General features: G+C 46.1%; 19 protein-coding genes. 7 read left to right on the top strand and 12 right to left on the bottom strand.

Going from position 1 to position 18,627, the window contains the following annotated elements:
• Positions 1 to 4 precede the first annotated feature (4 nt).
• Positions 5 to 982 carry a tripartite tricarboxylate transporter substrate binding protein gene (locus LZG75_RS05495; RefSeq protein ID WP_233923873.1) on the top strand — a complete coding sequence of 326 codons (978 nt, stop codon included), beginning with the start codon at positions 5 to 7 and terminating at the stop codon, positions 980 to 982.
• Positions 983 to 1,005: 23 nt separating this feature from the next.
• On the opposite strand, the gene guaA is transcribed toward LZG75_RS05495, so the two are convergent.
• The 4 genes from guaA to LZG75_RS05475 are packed head-to-tail and all read right to left on the bottom strand — an operon-like array spanning position 1,006 to position 4,933.
• The gene (gene guaA, locus LZG75_RS05490) at positions 1,006 to 2,613 is read right to left on the bottom strand and encodes a glutamine-hydrolyzing GMP synthase (RefSeq protein ID WP_233936043.1); all 1,608 of its coding nucleotides are present in this window, start codon (positions 2,611 to 2,613) and stop codon (positions 1,006 to 1,008) included.
• Between the two features lie 11 nt (positions 2,614 to 2,624).
• The gene (gene guaB, locus LZG75_RS05485) at positions 2,625 to 4,091 is read right to left on the bottom strand and encodes an IMP dehydrogenase (RefSeq protein ID WP_233923857.1); all 1,467 of its coding nucleotides are present in this window, start codon (positions 4,089 to 4,091) and stop codon (positions 2,625 to 2,627) included.
• Positions 4,092 to 4,125: 34 nt separating this feature from the next.
• Entirely contained in the window at positions 4,126 to 4,497 is a 372-nt protein-coding gene (locus tag LZG75_RS05480; protein WP_233936033.1) for an RnfH family protein, read from the bottom strand.
• A 4-nt stretch (positions 4,498 to 4,501) separates the two neighbouring features.
• Positions 4,502 to 4,933, bottom strand: a complete 432-nt coding sequence (locus tag LZG75_RS05475) for a type II toxin-antitoxin system RatA family toxin (protein ID WP_233923855.1) — start codon at positions 4,931 to 4,933, stop codon at positions 4,502 to 4,504.
• Between the two features lie 29 nt (positions 4,934 to 4,962).
• Between LZG75_RS05475 and smpB the strand changes: the two genes are divergently transcribed.
• From smpB to LZG75_RS05450, 5 genes are all read left to right on the top strand, one after another.
• Entirely contained in the window at positions 4,963 to 5,412 is a 450-nt protein-coding gene (gene smpB, locus LZG75_RS05470) for an SsrA-binding protein SmpB (RefSeq protein ID WP_233923854.1), read from the top strand.
• Between the two features lie 147 nt (positions 5,413 to 5,559).
• Entirely contained in the window at positions 5,560 to 6,972 is a 1,413-nt protein-coding gene (locus LZG75_RS05465) for a circularly permuted type 2 ATP-grasp protein (RefSeq protein ID WP_233923853.1), read from the top strand.
• A gap of 7 nt (positions 6,973 to 6,979) precedes the next feature.
• On the top strand, positions 6,980 to 7,957 hold the full coding sequence (locus LZG75_RS05460) for an alpha-E domain-containing protein (protein ID WP_233923852.1): 978 nt from the start codon (positions 6,980 to 6,982) through the stop codon (positions 7,955 to 7,957).
• A gap of 21 nt (positions 7,958 to 7,978) precedes the next feature.
• A complete protein-coding gene (locus LZG75_RS05455; RefSeq protein ID WP_233923851.1) occupies positions 7,979 to 8,776 on the top strand; it encodes a transglutaminase family protein in 798 nt (265 codons plus the stop codon).
• 31 nt (positions 8,777 to 8,807) lie between these two features.
• Positions 8,808 to 9,650, top strand: coding sequence for a peptidase (locus LZG75_RS05450; RefSeq protein WP_233923850.1), 843 nt, complete (start codon positions 8,808 to 8,810; stop codon positions 9,648 to 9,650).
• A gap of 41 nt (positions 9,651 to 9,691) precedes the next feature.
• On the opposite strand, the gene ppsA is transcribed toward LZG75_RS05450, so the two are convergent.
• Positions 9,692 to 12,082, bottom strand: a complete 2,391-nt coding sequence (gene ppsA / locus LZG75_RS05445) for a phosphoenolpyruvate synthase (RefSeq protein ID WP_233936443.1) — start codon at positions 12,080 to 12,082, stop codon at positions 9,692 to 9,694.
• 128 nt (positions 12,083 to 12,210) lie between these two features.
• Here ppsA and LZG75_RS05440 point away from each other — a divergent pair, with 128 nt between their 5' ends.
• Positions 12,211 to 13,032, top strand: coding sequence for a pyruvate, water dikinase regulatory protein (locus LZG75_RS05440; protein WP_233923849.1), 822 nt, complete (start codon positions 12,211 to 12,213; stop codon positions 13,030 to 13,032).
• A 14-nt stretch (positions 13,033 to 13,046) separates the two neighbouring features.
• Here LZG75_RS05440 and LZG75_RS05435 read toward each other — a convergent pair whose 3' ends face one another.
• The 7 genes from LZG75_RS05435 to LZG75_RS05405 are packed head-to-tail and all read right to left on the bottom strand — an operon-like array spanning position 13,047 to position 18,612.
• Positions 13,047 to 13,889, bottom strand: a complete 843-nt coding sequence (locus LZG75_RS05435) for an RNA methyltransferase (RefSeq protein WP_233936030.1) — start codon at positions 13,887 to 13,889, stop codon at positions 13,047 to 13,049.
• Entirely contained in the window at positions 13,886 to 14,515 is a 630-nt protein-coding gene (gene rnhB, locus LZG75_RS05430; RefSeq protein WP_233936028.1) for a ribonuclease HII, read from the bottom strand. The genes LZG75_RS05435 and rnhB overlap by 4 nt, the downstream gene beginning before the upstream one ends.
• Before the next feature lie 10 nt (positions 14,516 to 14,525).
• A complete protein-coding gene (gene lpxB, locus LZG75_RS05425) occupies positions 14,526 to 15,758 on the bottom strand; it encodes a lipid-A-disaccharide synthase (RefSeq protein WP_233936025.1) in 1,233 nt (410 codons plus the stop codon).
• The gene (gene lpxA / locus LZG75_RS05420) at positions 15,718 to 16,515 is read right to left on the bottom strand and encodes an acyl-ACP--UDP-N-acetylglucosamine O-acyltransferase (protein ID WP_233923845.1); all 798 of its coding nucleotides are present in this window, start codon (positions 16,513 to 16,515) and stop codon (positions 15,718 to 15,720) included. The genes lpxB and lpxA overlap by 41 nt, the downstream gene beginning before the upstream one ends.
• On the bottom strand, positions 16,515 to 16,964 hold the full coding sequence (gene fabZ, locus LZG75_RS05415; RefSeq protein WP_233923844.1) for a 3-hydroxyacyl-ACP dehydratase FabZ: 450 nt from the start codon (positions 16,962 to 16,964) through the stop codon (positions 16,515 to 16,517). The genes lpxA and fabZ overlap by 1 nt, the downstream gene beginning before the upstream one ends.
• A gap of 41 nt (positions 16,965 to 17,005) precedes the next feature.
• A complete protein-coding gene (lpxD, locus tag LZG75_RS05410) occupies positions 17,006 to 18,067 on the bottom strand; it encodes a UDP-3-O-(3-hydroxymyristoyl)glucosamine N-acyltransferase (RefSeq protein ID WP_233923843.1) in 1,062 nt (353 codons plus the stop codon).
• 5 nt (positions 18,068 to 18,072) lie between these two features.
• Positions 18,073 to 18,612, bottom strand: coding sequence for an OmpH family outer membrane protein (locus tag LZG75_RS05405; RefSeq protein ID WP_233923842.1), 540 nt, complete (start codon positions 18,610 to 18,612; stop codon positions 18,073 to 18,075).
• Positions 18,613 to 18,627 lie beyond the last annotated feature (15 nt).

Genomic DNA, 18,627 nt, shown 5'->3' with positions numbered 1-18,627 from the left:
TGAGATGAAATTACACAAATACCTATTGCATGGACTTTTAGTCGGAACATTTATTTTCTCGCTCACCTCACATGCACAAACGAACTATCCTAATCGACCCATACGCCTCATTATTCCATTCACTCCTGGTGGGGTGACAGATACTTCAGGCCGCTTTATTGCAGAACAGCTTTCTTTAAAATTAGGGCAACAAGTCATTGCTGATAATCGCCCTGGAGCATCTGGCAATATCGGCACGCAAATGGTGGCTGCTGCCGAGCCCGATGGATATACCCTGCTCCTAGGTTATGCCGGAACTTTATCGATCAACCCATCACTTTTTGACAAAATCTCGTTTGATAGCGTAAAAGATTTTGCGCCCATTGGCAAAATTGGCGATGCAATTTTGATTGTGGTGGCAAACAATGATTTCCAAGGCAAAACTTTAGCTGATGTGATTGCCATCTCCAAAAAAGATCCGAATGGCTTATCTTATGGCACCTCTGGTGCTGGCGGAACGCCGCATATTGCTGGTGAATTACTCAAGCAAAAAACTGGCGCTAATTTAGTTCACGTGCCTTACAAAGGCGGTGGGCAGGCCTTAATTGATTTATTAGGCGGGAACATCCCCTTGGTTTACACCGCTGTGGCGGGTGCTAACCAATATGTAAAATCAGGGCGCATTAAAGCCATTGCAGTCTCAAGCGCAAAAAGAAGTCCAAGCATGCCAGATGTACCTACTTTTACCGAGTCAGGCATCAAAGAGTTTGAAATAGATGATTGGGTAGGTTTGTTGGCTCCGGCAAAAACACCCAAACCTATTTTGATTAAATTAAACCAAGCCTTAAATGAAATTTTGAACTCACCAGAGGGAAAGACTAGACTCTTAGCAATGGGTATTACTCCATCACCCGGCACCCCTGAAAAATTTGGTGAGCAAATTAAGGGGGATTTAATTAGGTTTGCCCCAATTGTTAAGAGCATGCAAATAAAGTCTGAATAAAGGCTTGATGAGGTAAATAAATTCTATTCCCACTCAATCGTAGCGGGTGGCTTACCGCTAATATCGTAGACCACACGATTGATTCCGCGCACCTCATTAATAATTCGGTTAGATACACGCCCTAATAGTTCATGAGGCAAATGCGCCCAATGTGCGGTCATAAAATCTTGAGTCTGCACTGCACGCAAAGCTACAACATATTCGTAAGTGCGACCATCGCCCATTACCCCTACTGATTTGACTGGTAGAAATACCGCAAAAGCTTGACTCGTTAAGTCGTACCATGATTTTCCGCTAACTTCATCAATCGTGTTGCGCAATTCTTCAATAAAAATGGCATCGGCATGACGCAGTAAATCAGCGTATTCAGCCTTCACTTCACCTAAGATGCGCACACCCAAACCAGGGCCTGGAAAGGGATGGCGATAGACCATTTCACGGGGTAGACCTAGCGCCACACCCAACTCGCGTACCTCATCCTTGAATAATTCACGTAAGGGTTCGAGTAATTTCAAGTGCATATCATCTGGTAAACCGCCTACATTGTGGTGACTCTTAATGGTATGAGCACCCTTTTTACCTTTGCCAGCAGACTCAATGACATCCGGATAAATAGTGCCTTGCGCCAACCACTTGGCATTTTTAATTTTGATAGATTCAGCTTGAAATACGTCAATAAATTCTTTGCCAATAATTTTACGTTTCATCTCGGGATCGCTTACGCCTGCTAGCTGCGCCATAAATTGTTCAGCTGCATCTACCCGAATAACCTTCACCCCTAAATTACGGGCAAACATTTCCATCACCATTTCACCTTCATTCAAGCGCAATAAACCATGATCGACAAATACACAAGTAAGTTGATTACCAATCGCTTGATGAATTAATGCTGCGGCAACGCTCGAGTCAACGCCTCCCGATAAACCTAAAATTACTTCATCGCTGCCAACTTGTGCGCGAATATGCGCGATGGCCTCACTAATGTAATCACCCATCACCCAATCGCCTGGGCAATGGCAAATATCACGTACAAAACGCTGCAAGATGGCTTCGCCCTGCAGGGTATGGGTTACTTCTGGATGAAACTGAAAACCATAAAATTGTTTGGCTTCATCGGCCATGCCAGCAATGGGGCAAGAGGCGGTTGAAGCCATTAATTGAAAGCCAGGCGGCATAGTCGTGACCGAATCACCATGACTCATCCAGACCTTCAGCATGCCATGACCATCAGTAGTCACAAAATCTTCAATGCCTTTTAAAAGGGCAGTATGGCCATGTGCTCGAACTTCTGCGTAACCAAATTCGCGGGCTTTACCCAGCGTCTCGGCTGACGCAACCGCACCGCCCAATTGTTCAGCCATGGTTTGCATGCCATAACAAATGCCAAGTACTGGCACACCTAATTCAAAAACAATTTGTGGGGCTCTAGGACTAGCGCTGCTAGTAACTGAATTTGGACCGCCAGAAAGAATAATGCCTTTGCAGTCGTCTTGCTCTACTAAACGTCGAATCAGTTCAGGAGCGCAATCGTAAGGATGAATTTCGCAATAGACTTTTGCTTCACGGATACGGCGGGCAATGAGTTGGGTTACTTGGGAACCAAAATCAAGAATAAGAATCTTAGCGTGCACAGCGATATCGTTTAATCAATATGGTAATTAGGTGCTTCCTTTGTAATCTTGACATCATGCACATGCGATTCACGCACACCTGCTGAAGTAATTTCTACAAAATTGGCTTTGTCATGTAACTCGGCAATTGTTTTACAACCGCAATATCCCATTGAGGAACGAATACCGCCAGTCAGTTGATGCAAGATGGTGAGAACGCTACCCTTATAAGGTACTTGCCCTTCGATACCTTCGGGAACTAACTTATCGGCATTAGCAGTAGCAATATCTTCTTGGAAATACCGATCGGCAGCACCATCCGTCATCGCACCTAAAGAACCCATGCCACGATAACTTTTATATGAACGGCCCTGATATAAAAAGACTTCACCTGGCGCCTCTTCAGTACCTGCAAACATGCCGCCCATCATTACCGCATCTGCTCCAGCTGCCAGCGCTTTCGCCACATCACCTGAATAGCGCACTCCACCATCGGCGATTAATGGCACACCGGTGCCTTTGAGGGCCAGCGCAACATTGACGATGGCAGTAATTTGTGGAACACCGACGCCCGCCACAATGCGAGTAGTGCAAATGGAGCCGGGGCCTATACCCACCTTGACGCCATCGGCCCCCGCTTCCAATAATGCTTTTGCGGCATCAGCAGTGGCGATATTGCCGCCAATCACTTGCACTTGCGGATAATTTTTCTTCACCCACTTCACTCGATCAAGAACCCCTTGACTGTGACCATGGGCCGTATCAACCACAATCACATCGACCCCTGCCCTCACCAGTAACTCGACGCGCTCGTCGTTATCTGAGCCCACTCCAACCGCCGCCCCAACGCGCAACTTACCTTCGCTATCTTTACACGCATTCGGATGCTCGGTAGCTTTTAAAATATCTTTAACCGTAATCAGGCCCCGTAATTCAAAAGCATCGTTGACCACCAACACGCGTTCAAGGCGATGTTTATTCATTAAGCGCTTGGCGTCTTCTAATGAAGCGCTTTCGCCCACAGTAACGAGTCGATCGCGCGGCGTCATTTTGGTTTTTACCGGCGCATCAAGCTCCTCTTCAAAGCGTAAATCGCGATTAGTGATGATGCCCACGACCGTCTTGCCCTGCAGCACAGGAAAGCCAGAAAAGCCATGTTCACGCGATAACTGAATCACCTCGCGCACGGTAACCTCAGGTCCAATGGTGATGGGGTCACGCAAGACGCCTGACTCATAACGCTTTACTTTAGCTACTTCGCGGGCTTGCTCAGCTGGTTTGAGATTTTTATGCACAATACCAATACCACCCTCGCTGGCCATTGCAATGGCTAAACGACCTTCGGTTACGGTGTCCATGGCCGCCGAAACTAAGGGGATGTTTAAGGCAATATCGCGGGTTAAACGACTAATTAAACTCGCATCACGTGGTAAGACCGCCGAATAAGCAGGCACAAGGAGCACGTCGTCGAAAGTGAGTGCTTTTTGGATGAGTCGCATACAAAACCCCTAGTCGCAAAATCAGATTATAGACTTATCGCTGCTTCGCCTTGCGACGGGCCTGACGAGCCAGGGCGCTGGCCTTTAATTCACTATCCCGGTTTTGATTGGCTTTTTTACGCCGCACTGCCTTCGGATCAATCAATAAGAGGCCATATAACTCAATTCGATCACCTTCATAAATAGGGCTAAGCCAGTCTTTGCGCTTGCCAAAGACCCCAATACAACCCTTTCGACTAAAGGCTGGATCAGTGGGCCCACTAGCAATCCCGGCACGCATTAAGGCCATTCCAATGGTGGCCACCGCGCCACTTGGCAGGGGTAAATACAAAGGAGTAATGATCGGTGAGGCATCGCCCCTTTGCAAACTAGCGCTTGCGCGGGCGTCGCAAAGCCACAAATTCAAGCCTTTAGCCATATAAGCTTTCAGCTCGGGTGACAAAGCGATCGACAAACGTACCAGCAATATGGGCAAAGACGGGGCCAATAATTTTATCGAGCAAGGCATTTTTAAATTCCCAATGCAACTTAAACTCTACTTTGCACGCATCTTCGCGCAAGGCAATAAAGTTCCACTGACCTGAAAAATGCCGAAACGGTCCATCGACAAAAACCATATCAATGGTTTCGGGGCGATGATTCACATTGCGCGTATGGAAGTATTGATTAATGCCTTTAAAATGAATGTGTATTTTGGCGTCTAAAATTGTTTCAGACTGTTCAAAAATCTCTACGCCGCCACACCATGGCAGAAATTCAGGGTAACGCGCCACATCGGTCACTAAATCGAACATCCGTTCAACGGATTGGTTAATTAAAACGGTCTTGTAGACGTCTGCCATAATTAAGTCAGAAAATTACTATATAAACCATGAGTATCGTTGATAACAAAAAAGCCTTCTTTGATTATTTTATCGAGGAACGCTGCGAAGCTGGACTCGCCTTAGAGGGCTGGGAGGTGAAAGCCATTCGCGCAGGCCGGGCACAAATTAAAGAGGCGTATGTGGTAATCCGCAAGGCTGAACTATTCCTCATTGGCGCACATATTAGCCCGCTTAGCTCCACTTCGACCCATGTACTAGCTGACCCCACGCGTACCCGTAAATTACTCCTTAATGCCCTTGAAATTCGCAAACTCATTGGCAAGGTCGATCAAAAGGGGTATACCCTTGTACCCATTAACCTGCATTTCTCGAAAGGCAATGTGAAATGCGAGATTGGCTTAGCTAAAGGGAAAAAACAACATGACAAACGCGCTACCGAAAAAGAACGTGATTGGGAGCGAGAAAAAGCCCGCATTGCCCGCGGCGACCTGTCTTAAGCTAACGGCACTTTTCGCTGGAGCTGCCTTTAAAAATAAGCCGTTTTTAGCTAAAAAGTTTCTTTTAGCACCAAATTTGTGCATTAATGCACCATCGAACCTCCCCGTTCGCCCCTGAAGTGCCCTAAGGTGATTTAACTTATAGCGATGAACTTGCCATACGACGAAATGCTCAACGAGGCAGGTAAAGCGCGGCCCCATTACCGCACCTTTCATCGCTGGCTAAAGCAGCAAAGCGATACCCTTATGGGTCTGAAGCGCGCTGAGGCGGAACTGATTTTTCGACGAGTGGGAATTACCTTTGCTGTTTATGGTGATGACTTGGGCGCAGAACGCACGATTCCATTTGATCAAATTCCGCGGATATTTAGCGCTCAAGAATGGGCTCAGCTTGAGGCTGGGCTGCGCCAACGGGTTCAAGCCTTAAACTGTTTTATCTCTGATATTTATCATGCAGAAGCCATTATTAAAGCGGGCATTGTGCCCGCCGAGCAAATTTTTAATAATGCCCAATACCGTCCCGAGATGCGCAATGTAGATGTGCCGCGCGACATCTACGCGCAAATTGCGGGAATTGATATTGTGCGTGCAGGTGCAGGGGAGTTTTATGTATTAGAAGATAACTTACGCGTGCCATCTGGTGTCTCATATATGGTGGAAGATCGCAAAATGATGATGCGCTTATTTCCCGACTTGTTTCAAGAGCAACGCATTGCACCCGTAGAGCATTACCCCGACCTTTTATTGGAGTGTCTGAAGTCAGTAAAACCCAGCGATGTTAAAAAACCCAATGTGGTTGTGTTAACTCCAGGGATGTACAACTCAGCTTACTTTGAACATACCTATTTAGCCTTACAAATGGGGGTTGAATTGGTTGAAGGCAAAGACTTGTATGTGAAAAATGAGCAGGTCTTCATGCGCACTACCCAAGGCCCCGAACGAGTTGATGTCATTTATCGACGCATTGATGATGACTTTTTAGACCCTCTGGCTTTTCGCTCTGATTCCACACTCGGTGTTGCTGGTCTCCTCTCGGCCTACCGAGCGGGTAATGTGACCTTGGCTAATGCTATAGGCACAGGCGTAGCTGATGATAAATCGATTTACCCCTATGTACCGGAAATGATTCAGTTCTATTTAGGTGAAAAACCCATCCTCAATAACGTCCCTACTTTTCAATGCCGTAAACCAGAAGATCTGGCTTACACCTTGGCACACTTAAGCGAGTTGGTGGTCAAAGAAACGCATGGTGCAGGCGGCTATGGCATGTTGGTAGGACCAGCCGCCAGCAAAGCTGAGATAGAAAGTTTCCGCGTCCACTTAAAAGCCAACCCAGAAAAATATATTGCACAACCTACCTTAGCCTTATCAACCTGCCCAACTTTTGTGGAATCGGGTATTGCGCCCCGCCATATTGATTTACGCCCTTTTGTGCTTTCAGGTAAAACGGTGAAGATGGTACCGGGCGGGCTTACCCGAGTGGCCCTGAAAGAAGGCTCATTAGTGGTTAATTCGTCTCAAGGTGGCGGCACAAAAGATACCTGGGTCCTAGAAAAATGAGGCAATCATGTTAAGTCGTACCGCCGATTGCCTCTATTGGATGGCACGTTATACCGAGCGCGCTGAAAATACGGCACGCATGCTCGACGTTAGTCATCAAACGTCTTTACTTCCCCAGCCAGAACAATTTCTCGAGCAAAGCTGGAAAAAACTCTTGACGATTTCGAAATTAGAAGATGATTTTGGCAGCAAATATGACGCCATCAATCGTCATAACGTGCTTGACTTCATGATTTATGAAAATACTAACCCATCTAGTATTGTTTCTTGCCTATATTCTGCCCGTGAAAATGCTCGCGTGATTCGCGGTCGCATCACCTCCGAGGTATGGGAAACACAAAATACTACTTGGCTTGAACTACAAACCATCTTAGTGAATCGCGAGCGCTCAGACCATAGTCGCTTTTTAGATTGGGTTAAGCACCGCTGTCATTTAGTGCGTGGCGTGATTCAAGGCACAATGTTAAAAAATGAAGCTTTATATTTTTTAGGTATTGGCACTTTAATCGAGCGCGCTGATAATACTGCGCGCATCTTGGAAACAAAATATGAGATTCAAGAAAATTTAAAGCAAATACCAACGAAAAAAGAATTAGAAGAAGAATCAGGCGATAGCTTCTTTGATTTTTATCATTGGGCCTCACTACTGCGCTCAGTATCTGCATTTGAAATTTATCGGCAAATTTATTCAGATCAAATCACCCCTAAAAAAGTTGCAGAACTATTAATTTTTAACCCACAAATGCCGCGTTCGCTAGTTTCTTGTGTCAATGAGTTAATCCCCTTAATGGCTGCTGTACGCAATCAAGACTCGAGGGAAATCGAACGTCTGCTTGGCAAACTAAAAGCCAGCCTTGAATTTTCCGATATCGATGAGGTCTTTAGTCAGGGTCTCGAAGAATTTATGGAAGTTTTCTTAGCGCGCATTAATCATATTGCCGATGATTTTAGTAATACCTTCCTAATACCCCTAGCTGTTGCTTAATCACCCTTTACTGCCCAATTCATGCAATTAAAAATTATTCACCGCACCGAGTACCATTATGAATTGCCAGTCCGCTACTCAATTCAAGAGTTACGCTTAACCCCCACTACAACTGCCGGGCAAGACGTTGAAAAATGGTGCATTCAGACGCCCATTAAAGCCAATCTGTCAATTGATGCCTTTCAAAATACCTGCAGCACCTTTGTGCAAGATAATCCTTATACTGCAATGATGATTGAAGCTGAAGGAATTGTTAAAACGAGTGCAGCCTATGAATTTATCGATTCAAGCAAAACGGTTTCGCCTTATTATTTATTACAACAGACCCGCCTTACCGAACCCACTGCAGACATGCTCGATTTTTTTGCCGCCGACTTACCAAAAAATAATCAGCCTGATGCTATTCTAAATTTAGCCACGGCCGTACAGCAAGCCATTGCGTATATTCCTGGCTCAACCAATTTTGCTAGTTTAGCAGCGCAATCATTCGCCTTAAAATCTGGGGTCTGTCAAGATCACAGCCATATACTCTTGGGCCTCTGTCGTGCCAGCCACATTCCAGCTCGCTATGTAAGTGGTTATTTCTTTACTGAAGACTCACCCGATTTAGCCAGCCATGCTTGGATTGATGCTTGTATTGACATTGAGCGCGGTCATTGGATTAGTGTAGATACTACCCATGCCTGTTTTACTGATGCGCGCCATATTCGCCTGGCCGTGGGGCGAGATTACTATTCAGCCGCGCCCGTAAAAGGGGTTCGCTCTGGGGGTGGCGAAGAAGAACTGACCGCGACTATTTCCATCCATCAATTATCCTAGTAACTATTTTTATGAAGAATGGATTCTTGCCATGACCTATTGCGTTGGCCTTTGCCTAAAAAATGGCTTGGTTTTTTTAGCTGATACCCGTACGAACGCGGGTGTTGATCAAATTGGCATCTTCCGCAAAATGACCTTATTTCAAAAAGATAAAGATCGTTTCTTTGCCCTGATGAGCTCTGGAAATTTAGCTATTACTCAAGCTGTAAAAGAAATTCTACTGCAAGGAAAATTACTCAGTGGGAAAAATTTATGGAACGCTGCCAATGCACATGAAGCAGCTGAAGTTGTTGGTGACGCCATTAAAAAAGTGTATGAACGTGATTTTGAAGCACTTAAAAAAGCAGGTATTGACTTTAATTGCAATCTCATTTTTGGTGGTCAAGTACGCGGTGAAAATCCACGGCTATTTAATGTTTATTCAGCGGGTAATTTTATTGAGGCTACACCCGAGAATTGTTATTTCCAAATTGGCGAATCAAAATATGGCAAACCCATATTAGATCGGGTTGTCAATTTTCAAACTCCTTTAAATCTGGCGACAAAATGCGCTTTAATTTCGATGGATTCCACTCTCAAAAGCAATATCTCGGTTGGTTTACCCCTCGATTTACTAGTTTATGAAACCAACTCGTTTCATCCCAGCAAACTGGTGACGATTGACGAAAGTAACCCTTACTACCAAATGATTCATCAGGTCTGGGGACAAAAATTACGTGCCGCTTTTATGGAAATACCGGAACCCAGTTGGAATAGTTCACGCCGAGGTACAGCCATTATGTCGAGCTCAAAAGAGCTTGGCGCGGTACCCATTGAGCATGAAAATAAAAAGAAGTCTGCTACGAAACCAAAGCGCCAGAGCCATAAAAAATAAACTTTTTAGCAAACTACTTCGCCCGCGCGCTTTAATCTCGCTTATTTCGCCAACATTTCCCAAGTTTGCACTACGCTATCGGGGTTCAAGGAAATTGAGGTAATACCCTTTTCCACTAACCACTTAGCAAAATCAGGATGGTCAGAGGGTCCTTGACCACAAATACCAACATATTTATTTTGCTTGCAACAGGCGTCTATAGCGCGCTCAATCATGAAGGTCACTGCTGGGTCGCGCTCATCAAAATCAATCGCCAAGAGCTCCATTCCTGAGTCGCGGTCTAAGCCAAGCGTGAGTTGTGTCAGATCATTCGAGCCAATCGAAAAACCATCAAAATAGGTCAGAAATTCATCTGCCAAAATTGCATTCGACGGCACCTCACACATCATTATTAAGCGCAGGCCGTTTTCCCCTCGCCGTAGACCCAGCTTAGCCATCATGTCAATAACGCGCTCAGCCTGTTTGGTGGTGCGCACAAAGGGCACCATAATTTCAACATTATCTAAGCCCATGTTTTCACGAACGCGTTTCAGGGCTACACATTCCAAAGCAAAGGCCTCACCAAAATCGGCAGACACATAGCGCGAAGCACCACGAAAACCGAGCATCGGATTTTCTTCGTCAGGTTCATAACGCGATCCACCAATCAGTTTCTTATACTCATTCGATTTAAAGTCGGATAAGCGCACAATGACCGATTTAGGATAAAAAGCAGCAGCAATTGTTGCGACCCCTTCGACCAATTTATCCTCATAAAATGCCCGTGGACTGGCATAACCGCGCGCGACACTTTCTACTGCGCGCTTTAAGTCGGGGTCGATATTCGGATACTCTAAAACCGCTCGGGGATGCACGCCAATGTAATTATTAATAATAAATTCGAGCCGCGCTAAACCAACACCACTATTCGGAATTTGGCAAAAATCAAAAGCCAATTGCGGATTACCAATATTCATCGTTATTTTTACAGGTATCTCTGGCAATTCTCCGCGTGATATTTCAGTTATCTCGGTTTCAATCAGACCGTCATAAATATGCCCTTCATCACCTTCCGCGCAAGAAACCGTTACCACCGCGCCTTCTTGTAATACGTCGGTCGCATCACCGCAACCCACAACGGCTGGCACACCTAACTCGCGGGCAATGATAGCGGCATGGCAAGTACGGCCACCGCGATTGGTAATAATGGCAGCCGCTCGTTTCATCACGGGCTCCCAGTTGGGGTCGGTCATATCCGCTACTAAAACATCGCCGGGTTGCACTCGATCCATTTCGTTTGCATCGCGAATAATACGTACTGGTCCAGCGCCAATTTTTTGGCCAATTGCTCGACCCTTCGCCAATACCTTTGAACTGCCTTTTAACTTATAGCGCATCTCTAATTGACCAATGGCCTGACTCTTCACAGTCTCTGGACGCGCCTGCAAAATATATAACAGGCCATCTTTACCGTCTTTACCCCACTCGATATCCATCGGCCTACCATAATGTTTTTCAATAATCACGGCAAACTTGGCAAGCTCAGTAATATCGGCATCCTCCAAAGAAAAGCGATTGCGTTTTTCGGGAGCAACATCGGTGGTAATGACCCGCTCTGCAGAGCCAGCAGGGGCAAATTCCATTTGAATTAATTTAGAACCGAGCGAGCGGCGAATAATGGCGCTTTTATTCTGGGCTAAAGTAGTTTTGAAAACATAAAACTCATCCGGATTGACTGCGCCCTGCACTACTGTTTCACCCAAGCCATAACTTGAGGTAATAAACACGACATCCGGAAATCCCGATTCAGTATCTAGTGTAAACATCACTCCAGCTGCGCCTAAATCAGAGCGCACCATACGCTGGATGCCGGCCGATAAAGCAACTTCAGCATGAGCAAAGCCCTTATGTACCCGATACGAAATAGCGCGATCGTTGTACAAAGAAGCAAAAACAATGCGGATCTTCTGTAAAACATCCTCAATACCCGCCACATTCAGAAAAGTTTCTTGCTGACCCGCAAACGAGGCGTCAGGCAAATCCTCGGCTGTTGCTGATGAGCGCACCGCAAACGATCCTTGGCCTGAGGCGTCTAGCTGAGCAAACGCTCGGCGAATTTCCTGTTCAAGACGAGGCTGAAACGGCGCTTCTTCAATCCAACGGCGAATTTCCGCCCCCGCTTGCGCTAAAGCACGTACATCGTCAATGTTTAAATTGACTAAACGCTGTTGAATACGCTCAGTTAACTGATTGTGCTGCAAGAAATCACGAAAAGCTAAAGCCGTGGTGGCAAAGCCAGTTGGAACTCGCACGCCAGCACTCGCTAGTTGCGAAATCATTTCCCCTAAAGAGGCATTTTTACCGCCAACCGATTCAACATCGGTCATTCTTAGTTGTTCAAAAGGCAATACATACGCATCGCCCGCCTGGGCTACAGTTGGTTGGTTGGACATAAATACACTCGCAAAAAATAAAGAAAGCGGTTCAGCAGCCAGCAAAAATGCGGCATACTTCATTAATCGCTATTGTAGTACCCCGCTTGCCTCGGTCAGTCTAAACTGACCTAATTGACCCTTAAACTATGACCAACTCCACTAGGCTCGTTTTTATCGTCTCAGACGGCACGGGAATTACGGCCGAAAACTTTAGCCAGTCGATTTTGGCGCAGTTTGAGCTGAGCTTTAAGCAAATCCGCATTCCTTTCGTAGATAGCCCAGAAAAGGCCTATAAAGCTCTAGAAACGATTAATCAGGCATGCCAAGACAAAGGGTTTAAGCCAATTATCTTCACTACCCTCGTCAATCCTGAAATGAACAGCATTGTGGCCAAAGCGGAAGGCTTGGTGCTCGATATGTTTCAAACCTTTGTTGCGCCGCTCGAACAATTGTTGGGCCAAAAATCGACCCATGCCATTAATCGCTTACACCACAACGCCGATACCGATGCATATAAAAATCGTATAGAAGCCATCAATTATTCACTCGCCCATGACGATGGGCAATCAAATCAAAATTTAGCCTCTGCTGATGTCATTTTGGTGGGGGTTTCCAGGGTTGGCAAGACCCCCACGAGCCTGTATCTAGCCATGCAATATGGCTTAAAAGCGGCTAACTACCCGCTCATTCCTGAAGATTTTGAGCGCGGTAAATTACCCCAAGATTTACGCACATTTCAATCAAAAATCTTTGGCTTGATGATTGATCCCGAAAGACTCGCTGAAATTCGTAATGAAAGGCGTCCAGGAAGTAATTATGCTAAGTTAGAAAACTGTCGCTATGAAATTAACGAGGCTACGGCGATGATGCGCCGCGAATCAATTCCTTGGATTGCTACTACTAGCAAATCAATTGAAGAAATTGCCACGACGATCTTACAAGCGATTAAATCGGATAAAACTTTATGAACCAGATCGCGTTATTAGCTGCTGCGTACCCGCACAGTTTCGAATAAACACACTGCTGCGGCAGTTGCAACATTTAAGGATTCAACCCCTGCTGCTAGCGGAATTCGCACGAGTTGGCCTTGGGACCGCAGCTCTACAGAAACGCCGTGACCTTCGCTACCAAATACCCAAGCTACAGGATTTTTTAATTGCGCTTGCAAGGCATATAAGTCTGTCTTCGCTTCGGCAGCAGTGATCAGCAACGGCGCATCAAGATACTGCATGAGATTAGTTATTGTCCAATCTTCATATAAGGTGAGTTGATGGTGAGCGCCCATCCCTGCCCGCAATACTTTACTAGACCATAAATGGGCACACCCCCTTAAGGCCACAACCGTTTTTACCCCGGTTGCTGCCACAGTACGCAAAATGGCACCGACATTTCCAGCATCTTGAATACCTTCTAGAATCACCACATCTCCGTTTAGCAGAAATTGCTTGGCGATAGGCTGAATGACAGAATCGGGAAGCTGCACTAATCCCAAAAAATGGGGGGCATTCTCTAACTCACTAATTGAGTCCCAGAGTGCAGTATCTAGCTCAACTAAGCGGGTTTGCGGACATAAAGCCAAATGGCGTTCTAGCGACTCCAGTATTTCTGGGTTTGCCAAACCAGCTGCACTCGTTAGTACGGTGCTTAAACTGGGGTCACCAGCCCAGGTTTGTAATAAATGCACTCCCTCTAGCACTGCTTGGGAGTTTGCCAAACGTTGCTTCTGGCCTTTGCTGCCTAGCGCTTGTAACAAGCGAATTTGCTTGAGCAGTGCATTGTCTTTTGAGCTAATGAATTCAACTTCGGTATTACCAAATAGATTCATGGGGCTTCACCATTTAATACCCGCCGCACGGGCCCAAAACTAATACGATGCTCTGGGCAAATTCCAAACTCAGTTAAGGCGGCGTAATGGGATGGGGTTGGATAACCCATATGCTGATTAAAACCGTATTGAGGAAAGCGCGCATGGAGTTCATCCATTTGTCGATCGCGACTTACCTTAGCCAAAATTGAAGCGGCTGAAATCGCCTGCTCTTTAGTGTCGCCTTTAATTATTGCCTCAGCTGCTATCGGTAAGACTGGGCAACGATTTCCATCAATCAGCGCTTTATCAGGCCAAGCGCCTAAAGCGACGACTAAATTTTCAATCGCCCGTTGCATTGCTAGCATTGTGGCCTGCAAAATGTTCAATTGATCAATCTCTTGTGGACTCGCTTCGCCAACCCCCCATGCTTTAGCCTTGAGCATAATTTCAGCGTATAAAAATTCACGCCTCGCTGGCGTTAATTTTTTTGAATCTTTTAATCCTAGAATCGGTTGCAAGGGATTTAAGAGTACGGCCCCAGCTAAGACCGCACCAACCAATGGTCCTCTCCCGGCCTCATCTACGCCACAAATCCATACCCCCTCTTCAATCGCCGAGTAGAGAGAAATCGCCCGCGCATTCATTTTGCGGCACTCAACGCTGTGATAACTTTTCAGCCAACACTTGCGCAACTAAGAGCGCAGTCGGTTGACGCAATTCATGATGCAGCACACTAAAACGTTGGCGTAAGGCAGCAACTTGGTCGGGGTTGAGCAGCCAATTGAGCAGGGCTTTAGCCAATTTCTGTGGTTGGGCCTGAGATTGCAACAACTCGGGCACCACGAATTCCCCACACAAAATATTAGGTAAACCAACATAGGGCAAGTAAGCCTGACGCTTCATTACTTGCGCAGTAAGCCAAGGCACCCGATACGAAATAACCATTGGTTTTTTCCACAGGGCTGCTTGCAAAGTGGCAGTTCCACTTGCAATGAGTACGACATCAGCGGCCTCTAAAATAAGATCAGCTTGACCATCGAACAAATGAATTTGTAATTGTGGATGGCGAGTCAAAACCTCAAGGCGAAGCTGTTCTAAGGCTGGTCTTAAGTGGGGTGCAGCCACGGGTATAACAAAAATGGGTACCGCTTCCTCAAGCTGTTGAGCTAAAACAGGCATCGTTGCAAAAAAAATTGGCGCAATTAATTGAATTTCTGAATGACGACTACCAGGCAAAACAGCCACCACTTTAGCCGTCGTTAAATTTTGCAGACTGGGATCAAGTTCTAATAAGCGGGCTCGAGCTTCTGACACATTAGGCTCTAGAGGAATGGAACTCGCCAAAGGATGGCCGACATAAGTGGCTTGAATACCCGCAGCTTCATAAATCGCTTTTTCAAAGGGGAAAATGCACAGCATATGATCTACTGCTCGTTGAATTTTTTTAATCCGACTACCGCGCCAAGCCCAAATGGATGGCGAAATGAAATGCACAGTAGGAATACCCGCCGAGCGTAATTTTTCTTCAACTCCCAAATTAAAGTCTGGCGCGTCAATCCCCAAAAAAACATCGGGGCGTTTTGCGCCAAGTAAATCAGTAATCAGCGCTTTTCGTACACGCAGAATGGTGGGCAGTTGCCGTAAAGCCTCAACATAGCCCCGCACACTCAAAACTTCCATTGGCCATAAAGATTGTAGGCCTTGAGCCTGCATGAAGGGGCCGCCAATGCCATACATCTCTAGCCCCGCCTGCGCCGGAATTTGCTTTAATGCCTGCAAGCTCGAGGCTGCCAATAAATCGCCCGAGGGTTCACCTGCGACACATGCCAAAGTTGGCAAAGTAAGCCTAACGAATAATGCCGCGCGTTGAGGCGGCAATAAAATCATGAAATTCTGTCAACTTGCCGCTGGTGGCAGCATCTAAACCGGGGCTTACCGACAGCGCATGAATAGCTAATTTAGCGTCTTCAAAGCTAAGACTATCTTTATATAACAATTTATAGGCTTGACGTAAGGCAGTAATCGTTTCAGTCGAAAAATCACGCCGTTTCAAGCCTTCAGTGTTAATCCCATGCGGCGCAGCTTTATCTCCAGCAGCAATGACAAAGGGCGGAATATCTTGCACTAAAGCCGATGCTCCACCTAACATGGCATGTTGTCCGATACGAACAAACTGATGCACACCTGTCATACCACCCAAAATCGCCCAATCGCCTACCTCCACATGACCAGCAATTTGTGCATTGCTAGCAAAAATAGTGTGATTGCCAATTTGGCAATCGTGGGCAATGTGTACGTAAGCCATAATCCAATTGTCATTGCCAATACGTGTGACTCCAGTATCTTGCGCAGTGCCAATATGGATGGTCGTGAATTCGCGAATCGTATTGCGATCGCCAATGGTCAATTGTGTAGCCTCACCTCGATATTTCATATCTTGGGGTGCGCCGCCCAGAGCGACAAAATGCCCGATCACGTTATCAATACCTAAAGTGGTCCGCCCCTCAATGACCGTATGCGAACCAATTTTGCTGCCTGCGCCAATCACTACTGCAGGCCCAATTACCGCATAAGGACCAATTTCAACGGTATCGCCAATTTTTGCTTGCGGGTCAATAATCGCCGTTGCATGAATGCGCGCCATTAAACACCTTTTTTGCGCACTGCGCAGGTAATATTAGCCTCGGCAACCAATTTATCATCAACAGTTGCGCTAACTTGAAATTTATAGATGCCAGCACGTTCACGTTCATACAGAGCGGTCATGATCAGTTGATCGCCAGGAACTACCGGTTTTTTAAAGCGGGCGCCATCAATGCCAGCAAAGTAATACAGTGAGTCTTCTTGCTGAGATTCAGAAAATGTCAGCAACGCTGCAGTTTGTGCAAGCGCTTCAATAATGAGCACCCCAGGCATGACCGGCAACCCAGGAAAATGTCCTTGAAAAAAAGGCTCATTCATGGTGACGTTTTTTAATGCCCGAATACTGACACGAGGCACTAAATCTAAAACCCGATCGACCAATAAAAAAGGATAGCGATGCGGGAGTAATTGCAAAATCTGATTGATATCGATCAAGATGGGCTGGGTCATAAAGCTGCTTTGTTCATATAAAAATGCCAGTGAGGAAAGAATTAAGTATCAGTCGAAGATTTGCCACGCTCTAAAAAACGCAATCGTTGGCGTATTTTATCGAGTCCACGCAAGATCGCCGCGTTTTTCTCCCAAGCCGCATGTAACATCGATGGAAACACGCCAGTAAAGTGCTGTCCTGGCTCAATAATAGAGCGAATAATCGACGTACCACCTGAAACCGTCGTGCGATCGGCAATTGTCAAATGCCCGGCAAAATTAGCATAGCCTCCGATCATGCAATAACTACCAATCGTTGTACTGCCGGAAATACCTACACAGCCAGCCACAACAGTATGAGCGCCAATATGGACGTTATGACCAATTTGCACTTGATTATCAATTTTGCAACCTGCCCCAATGCGAGTTTCATTCATTGCACCACGGTCGATAGTAGTCGAGGCGCCAATTTCTACATCATCTTCTAGCACTACCTTACCAGTTTGCGGAATTTTGACCCACTCGCCACCCGTCGCCGAAAAATCGGGTGCAAAGCCAAAGCCATCAGCGCCAATTACAGTGCTGCTATGAATAATGCAACGTGTCCCAATTTCGCAGCCGTGATAAATCGTTGTCAGCGGGTGTAGCACGCTATCACTGCCAATTCGTACATTTCTACCAATTGAGCTATTCCCCAATATGGTTACCCGCTCACCCAAGACTACACCAGCAGCAATTTGCACAAAAGGACCAATATGGCATGAGGGTGGGACTATGGCCGATGCATCCACAGCAGCCTGCGCATGAATACCGGGCGCATACTTCGTATTCACGTTTCCCTCAAATAGTTGCGCAATGCGCGCAAAAGTTGCATACGGATTTTTTGCCACAATAAAACTACGCAGTTTCGTACTCGCAGCTTGAATAAATTCGCAATCAGCCGCGCTAACAATTAGGACGCCAGCAGCGCTATCGAGCGCTTGTTGACGATAAAGGGGGTTGGATAGAAACGCAATTTGATCGGCTTGGGCCAATTCTAGTGGGGCTAAACCCCTTAACGGCGCAGAGCCCTCGCCCACCAACTCCGCTTGAAACTGTTTAGCCAGCTCGATGGCGGTGGGCATGAAACTTACTTTAGATTATTTAAAGCCTTGATGACATCATCAGTGATATCAATCTTCGGGCTTACGTAAGCAGCATCTTGAATAATGACATCAATTTTCCGTTGCTCTGCAATTTGGCGCAAAATTACATTGGCCTTCTCGGCAATCTTGGCGCGCTCTTCAAAATTACGTTGATTTAAATCTTCGGTATATTCTCGTTGCTTGCGCTGCAGTTCACGGTCTTGATCAGCCAACTCACGCTGTTTACGAATTCGATCTGCCTCTGGCATCACGGCGGCGTCGCGATCTAATTTTTCAGCTGCAGTTTTAATTTTTTGCATTGAATCGCGTAATTCATTTTGCCGCTTAGCAAATTCAAGTTCCAATTTTTTTTGCGTTGCCTTGGCCATGTTCGATTCGCCAAACACTTTTTCCACGCTCACGACTGCCAATCGCGTTGGCGGCATCTCCTGGGCAAAAACTGAAGAACCAAACGCAAGCCCAAACAATGTTGAGATTGTGTATAAGCCAACAGAAAAACCTCTCGGTAGATAAGGTTGCTTCATAAGTCTTCCTTAAAA

This window comes from Polynucleobacter sp. IMCC30063, from assembly GCF_021395235.1.
Lineage (GTDB): Bacteria > Pseudomonadota > Gammaproteobacteria > Burkholderiales > Burkholderiaceae > Polynucleobacter.
Note: the sequence above shows the minus strand (reverse complement) of the source record. Positions and strands in the feature narration are given on the sequence as shown.

Coding starts and splice junctions, on each gene's coding strand:
- LZG75_RS05495 (WP_233923873.1), top strand. CDS start 5: ATGAAATTACACAAATACCTATTGCATGGACTTTTAGTCGGAACATTT.
- guaB (WP_233923857.1), bottom strand. CDS start 4,091: ATGCGACTCATCCAAAAAGCACTCACTTTCGACGACGTGCTCCTTGTG.
- LZG75_RS05475 (WP_233923855.1), bottom strand. CDS start 4,933: ATGGCAGACGTCTACAAGACCGTTTTAATTAACCAATCCGTTGAACGG.
- smpB (WP_233923854.1), top strand. CDS start 4,963: ATGAGTATCGTTGATAACAAAAAAGCCTTCTTTGATTATTTTATCGAG.
- LZG75_RS05465 (WP_233923853.1), top strand. CDS start 5,560: ATGAACTTGCCATACGACGAAATGCTCAACGAGGCAGGTAAAGCGCGG.
- LZG75_RS05460 (WP_233923852.1), top strand. CDS start 6,980: ATGTTAAGTCGTACCGCCGATTGCCTCTATTGGATGGCACGTTATACC.
- LZG75_RS05455 (WP_233923851.1), top strand. CDS start 7,979: ATGCAATTAAAAATTATTCACCGCACCGAGTACCATTATGAATTGCCA.
- LZG75_RS05450 (WP_233923850.1), top strand. CDS start 8,808: ATGACCTATTGCGTTGGCCTTTGCCTAAAAAATGGCTTGGTTTTTTTA.
- ppsA (WP_233936443.1), bottom strand. CDS start 12,082: ATGTCCAACCAACCAACTGTAGCCCAGGCGGGCGATGCGTATGTATTG.
- LZG75_RS05440 (WP_233923849.1), top strand. CDS start 12,211: ATGACCAACTCCACTAGGCTCGTTTTTATCGTCTCAGACGGCACGGGA.
- LZG75_RS05435 (WP_233936030.1), bottom strand. CDS start 13,889: ATGAATCTATTTGGTAATACCGAAGTTGAATTCATTAGCTCAAAAGAC.
- rnhB (WP_233936028.1), bottom strand. CDS start 14,515: ATGAATGCGCGGGCGATTTCTCTCTACTCGGCGATTGAAGAGGGGGTA.
- lpxB (WP_233936025.1), bottom strand. CDS start 15,758: ATGATTTTATTGCCGCCTCAACGCGCGGCATTATTCGTTAGGCTTACT.
- lpxA (WP_233923845.1), bottom strand. CDS start 16,515: ATGGCGCGCATTCATGCAACGGCGATTATTGACCCGCAAGCAAAAATT.
- fabZ (WP_233923844.1), bottom strand. CDS start 16,964: ATGACCCAGCCCATCTTGATCGATATCAATCAGATTTTGCAATTACTC.
- lpxD (WP_233923843.1), bottom strand. CDS start 18,067: ATGCCCACCGCCATCGAGCTGGCTAAACAGTTTCAAGCGGAGTTGGTG.
- LZG75_RS05405 (WP_233923842.1), bottom strand. CDS start 18,612: ATGAAGCAACCTTATCTACCGAGAGGTTTTTCTGTTGGCTTATACACA.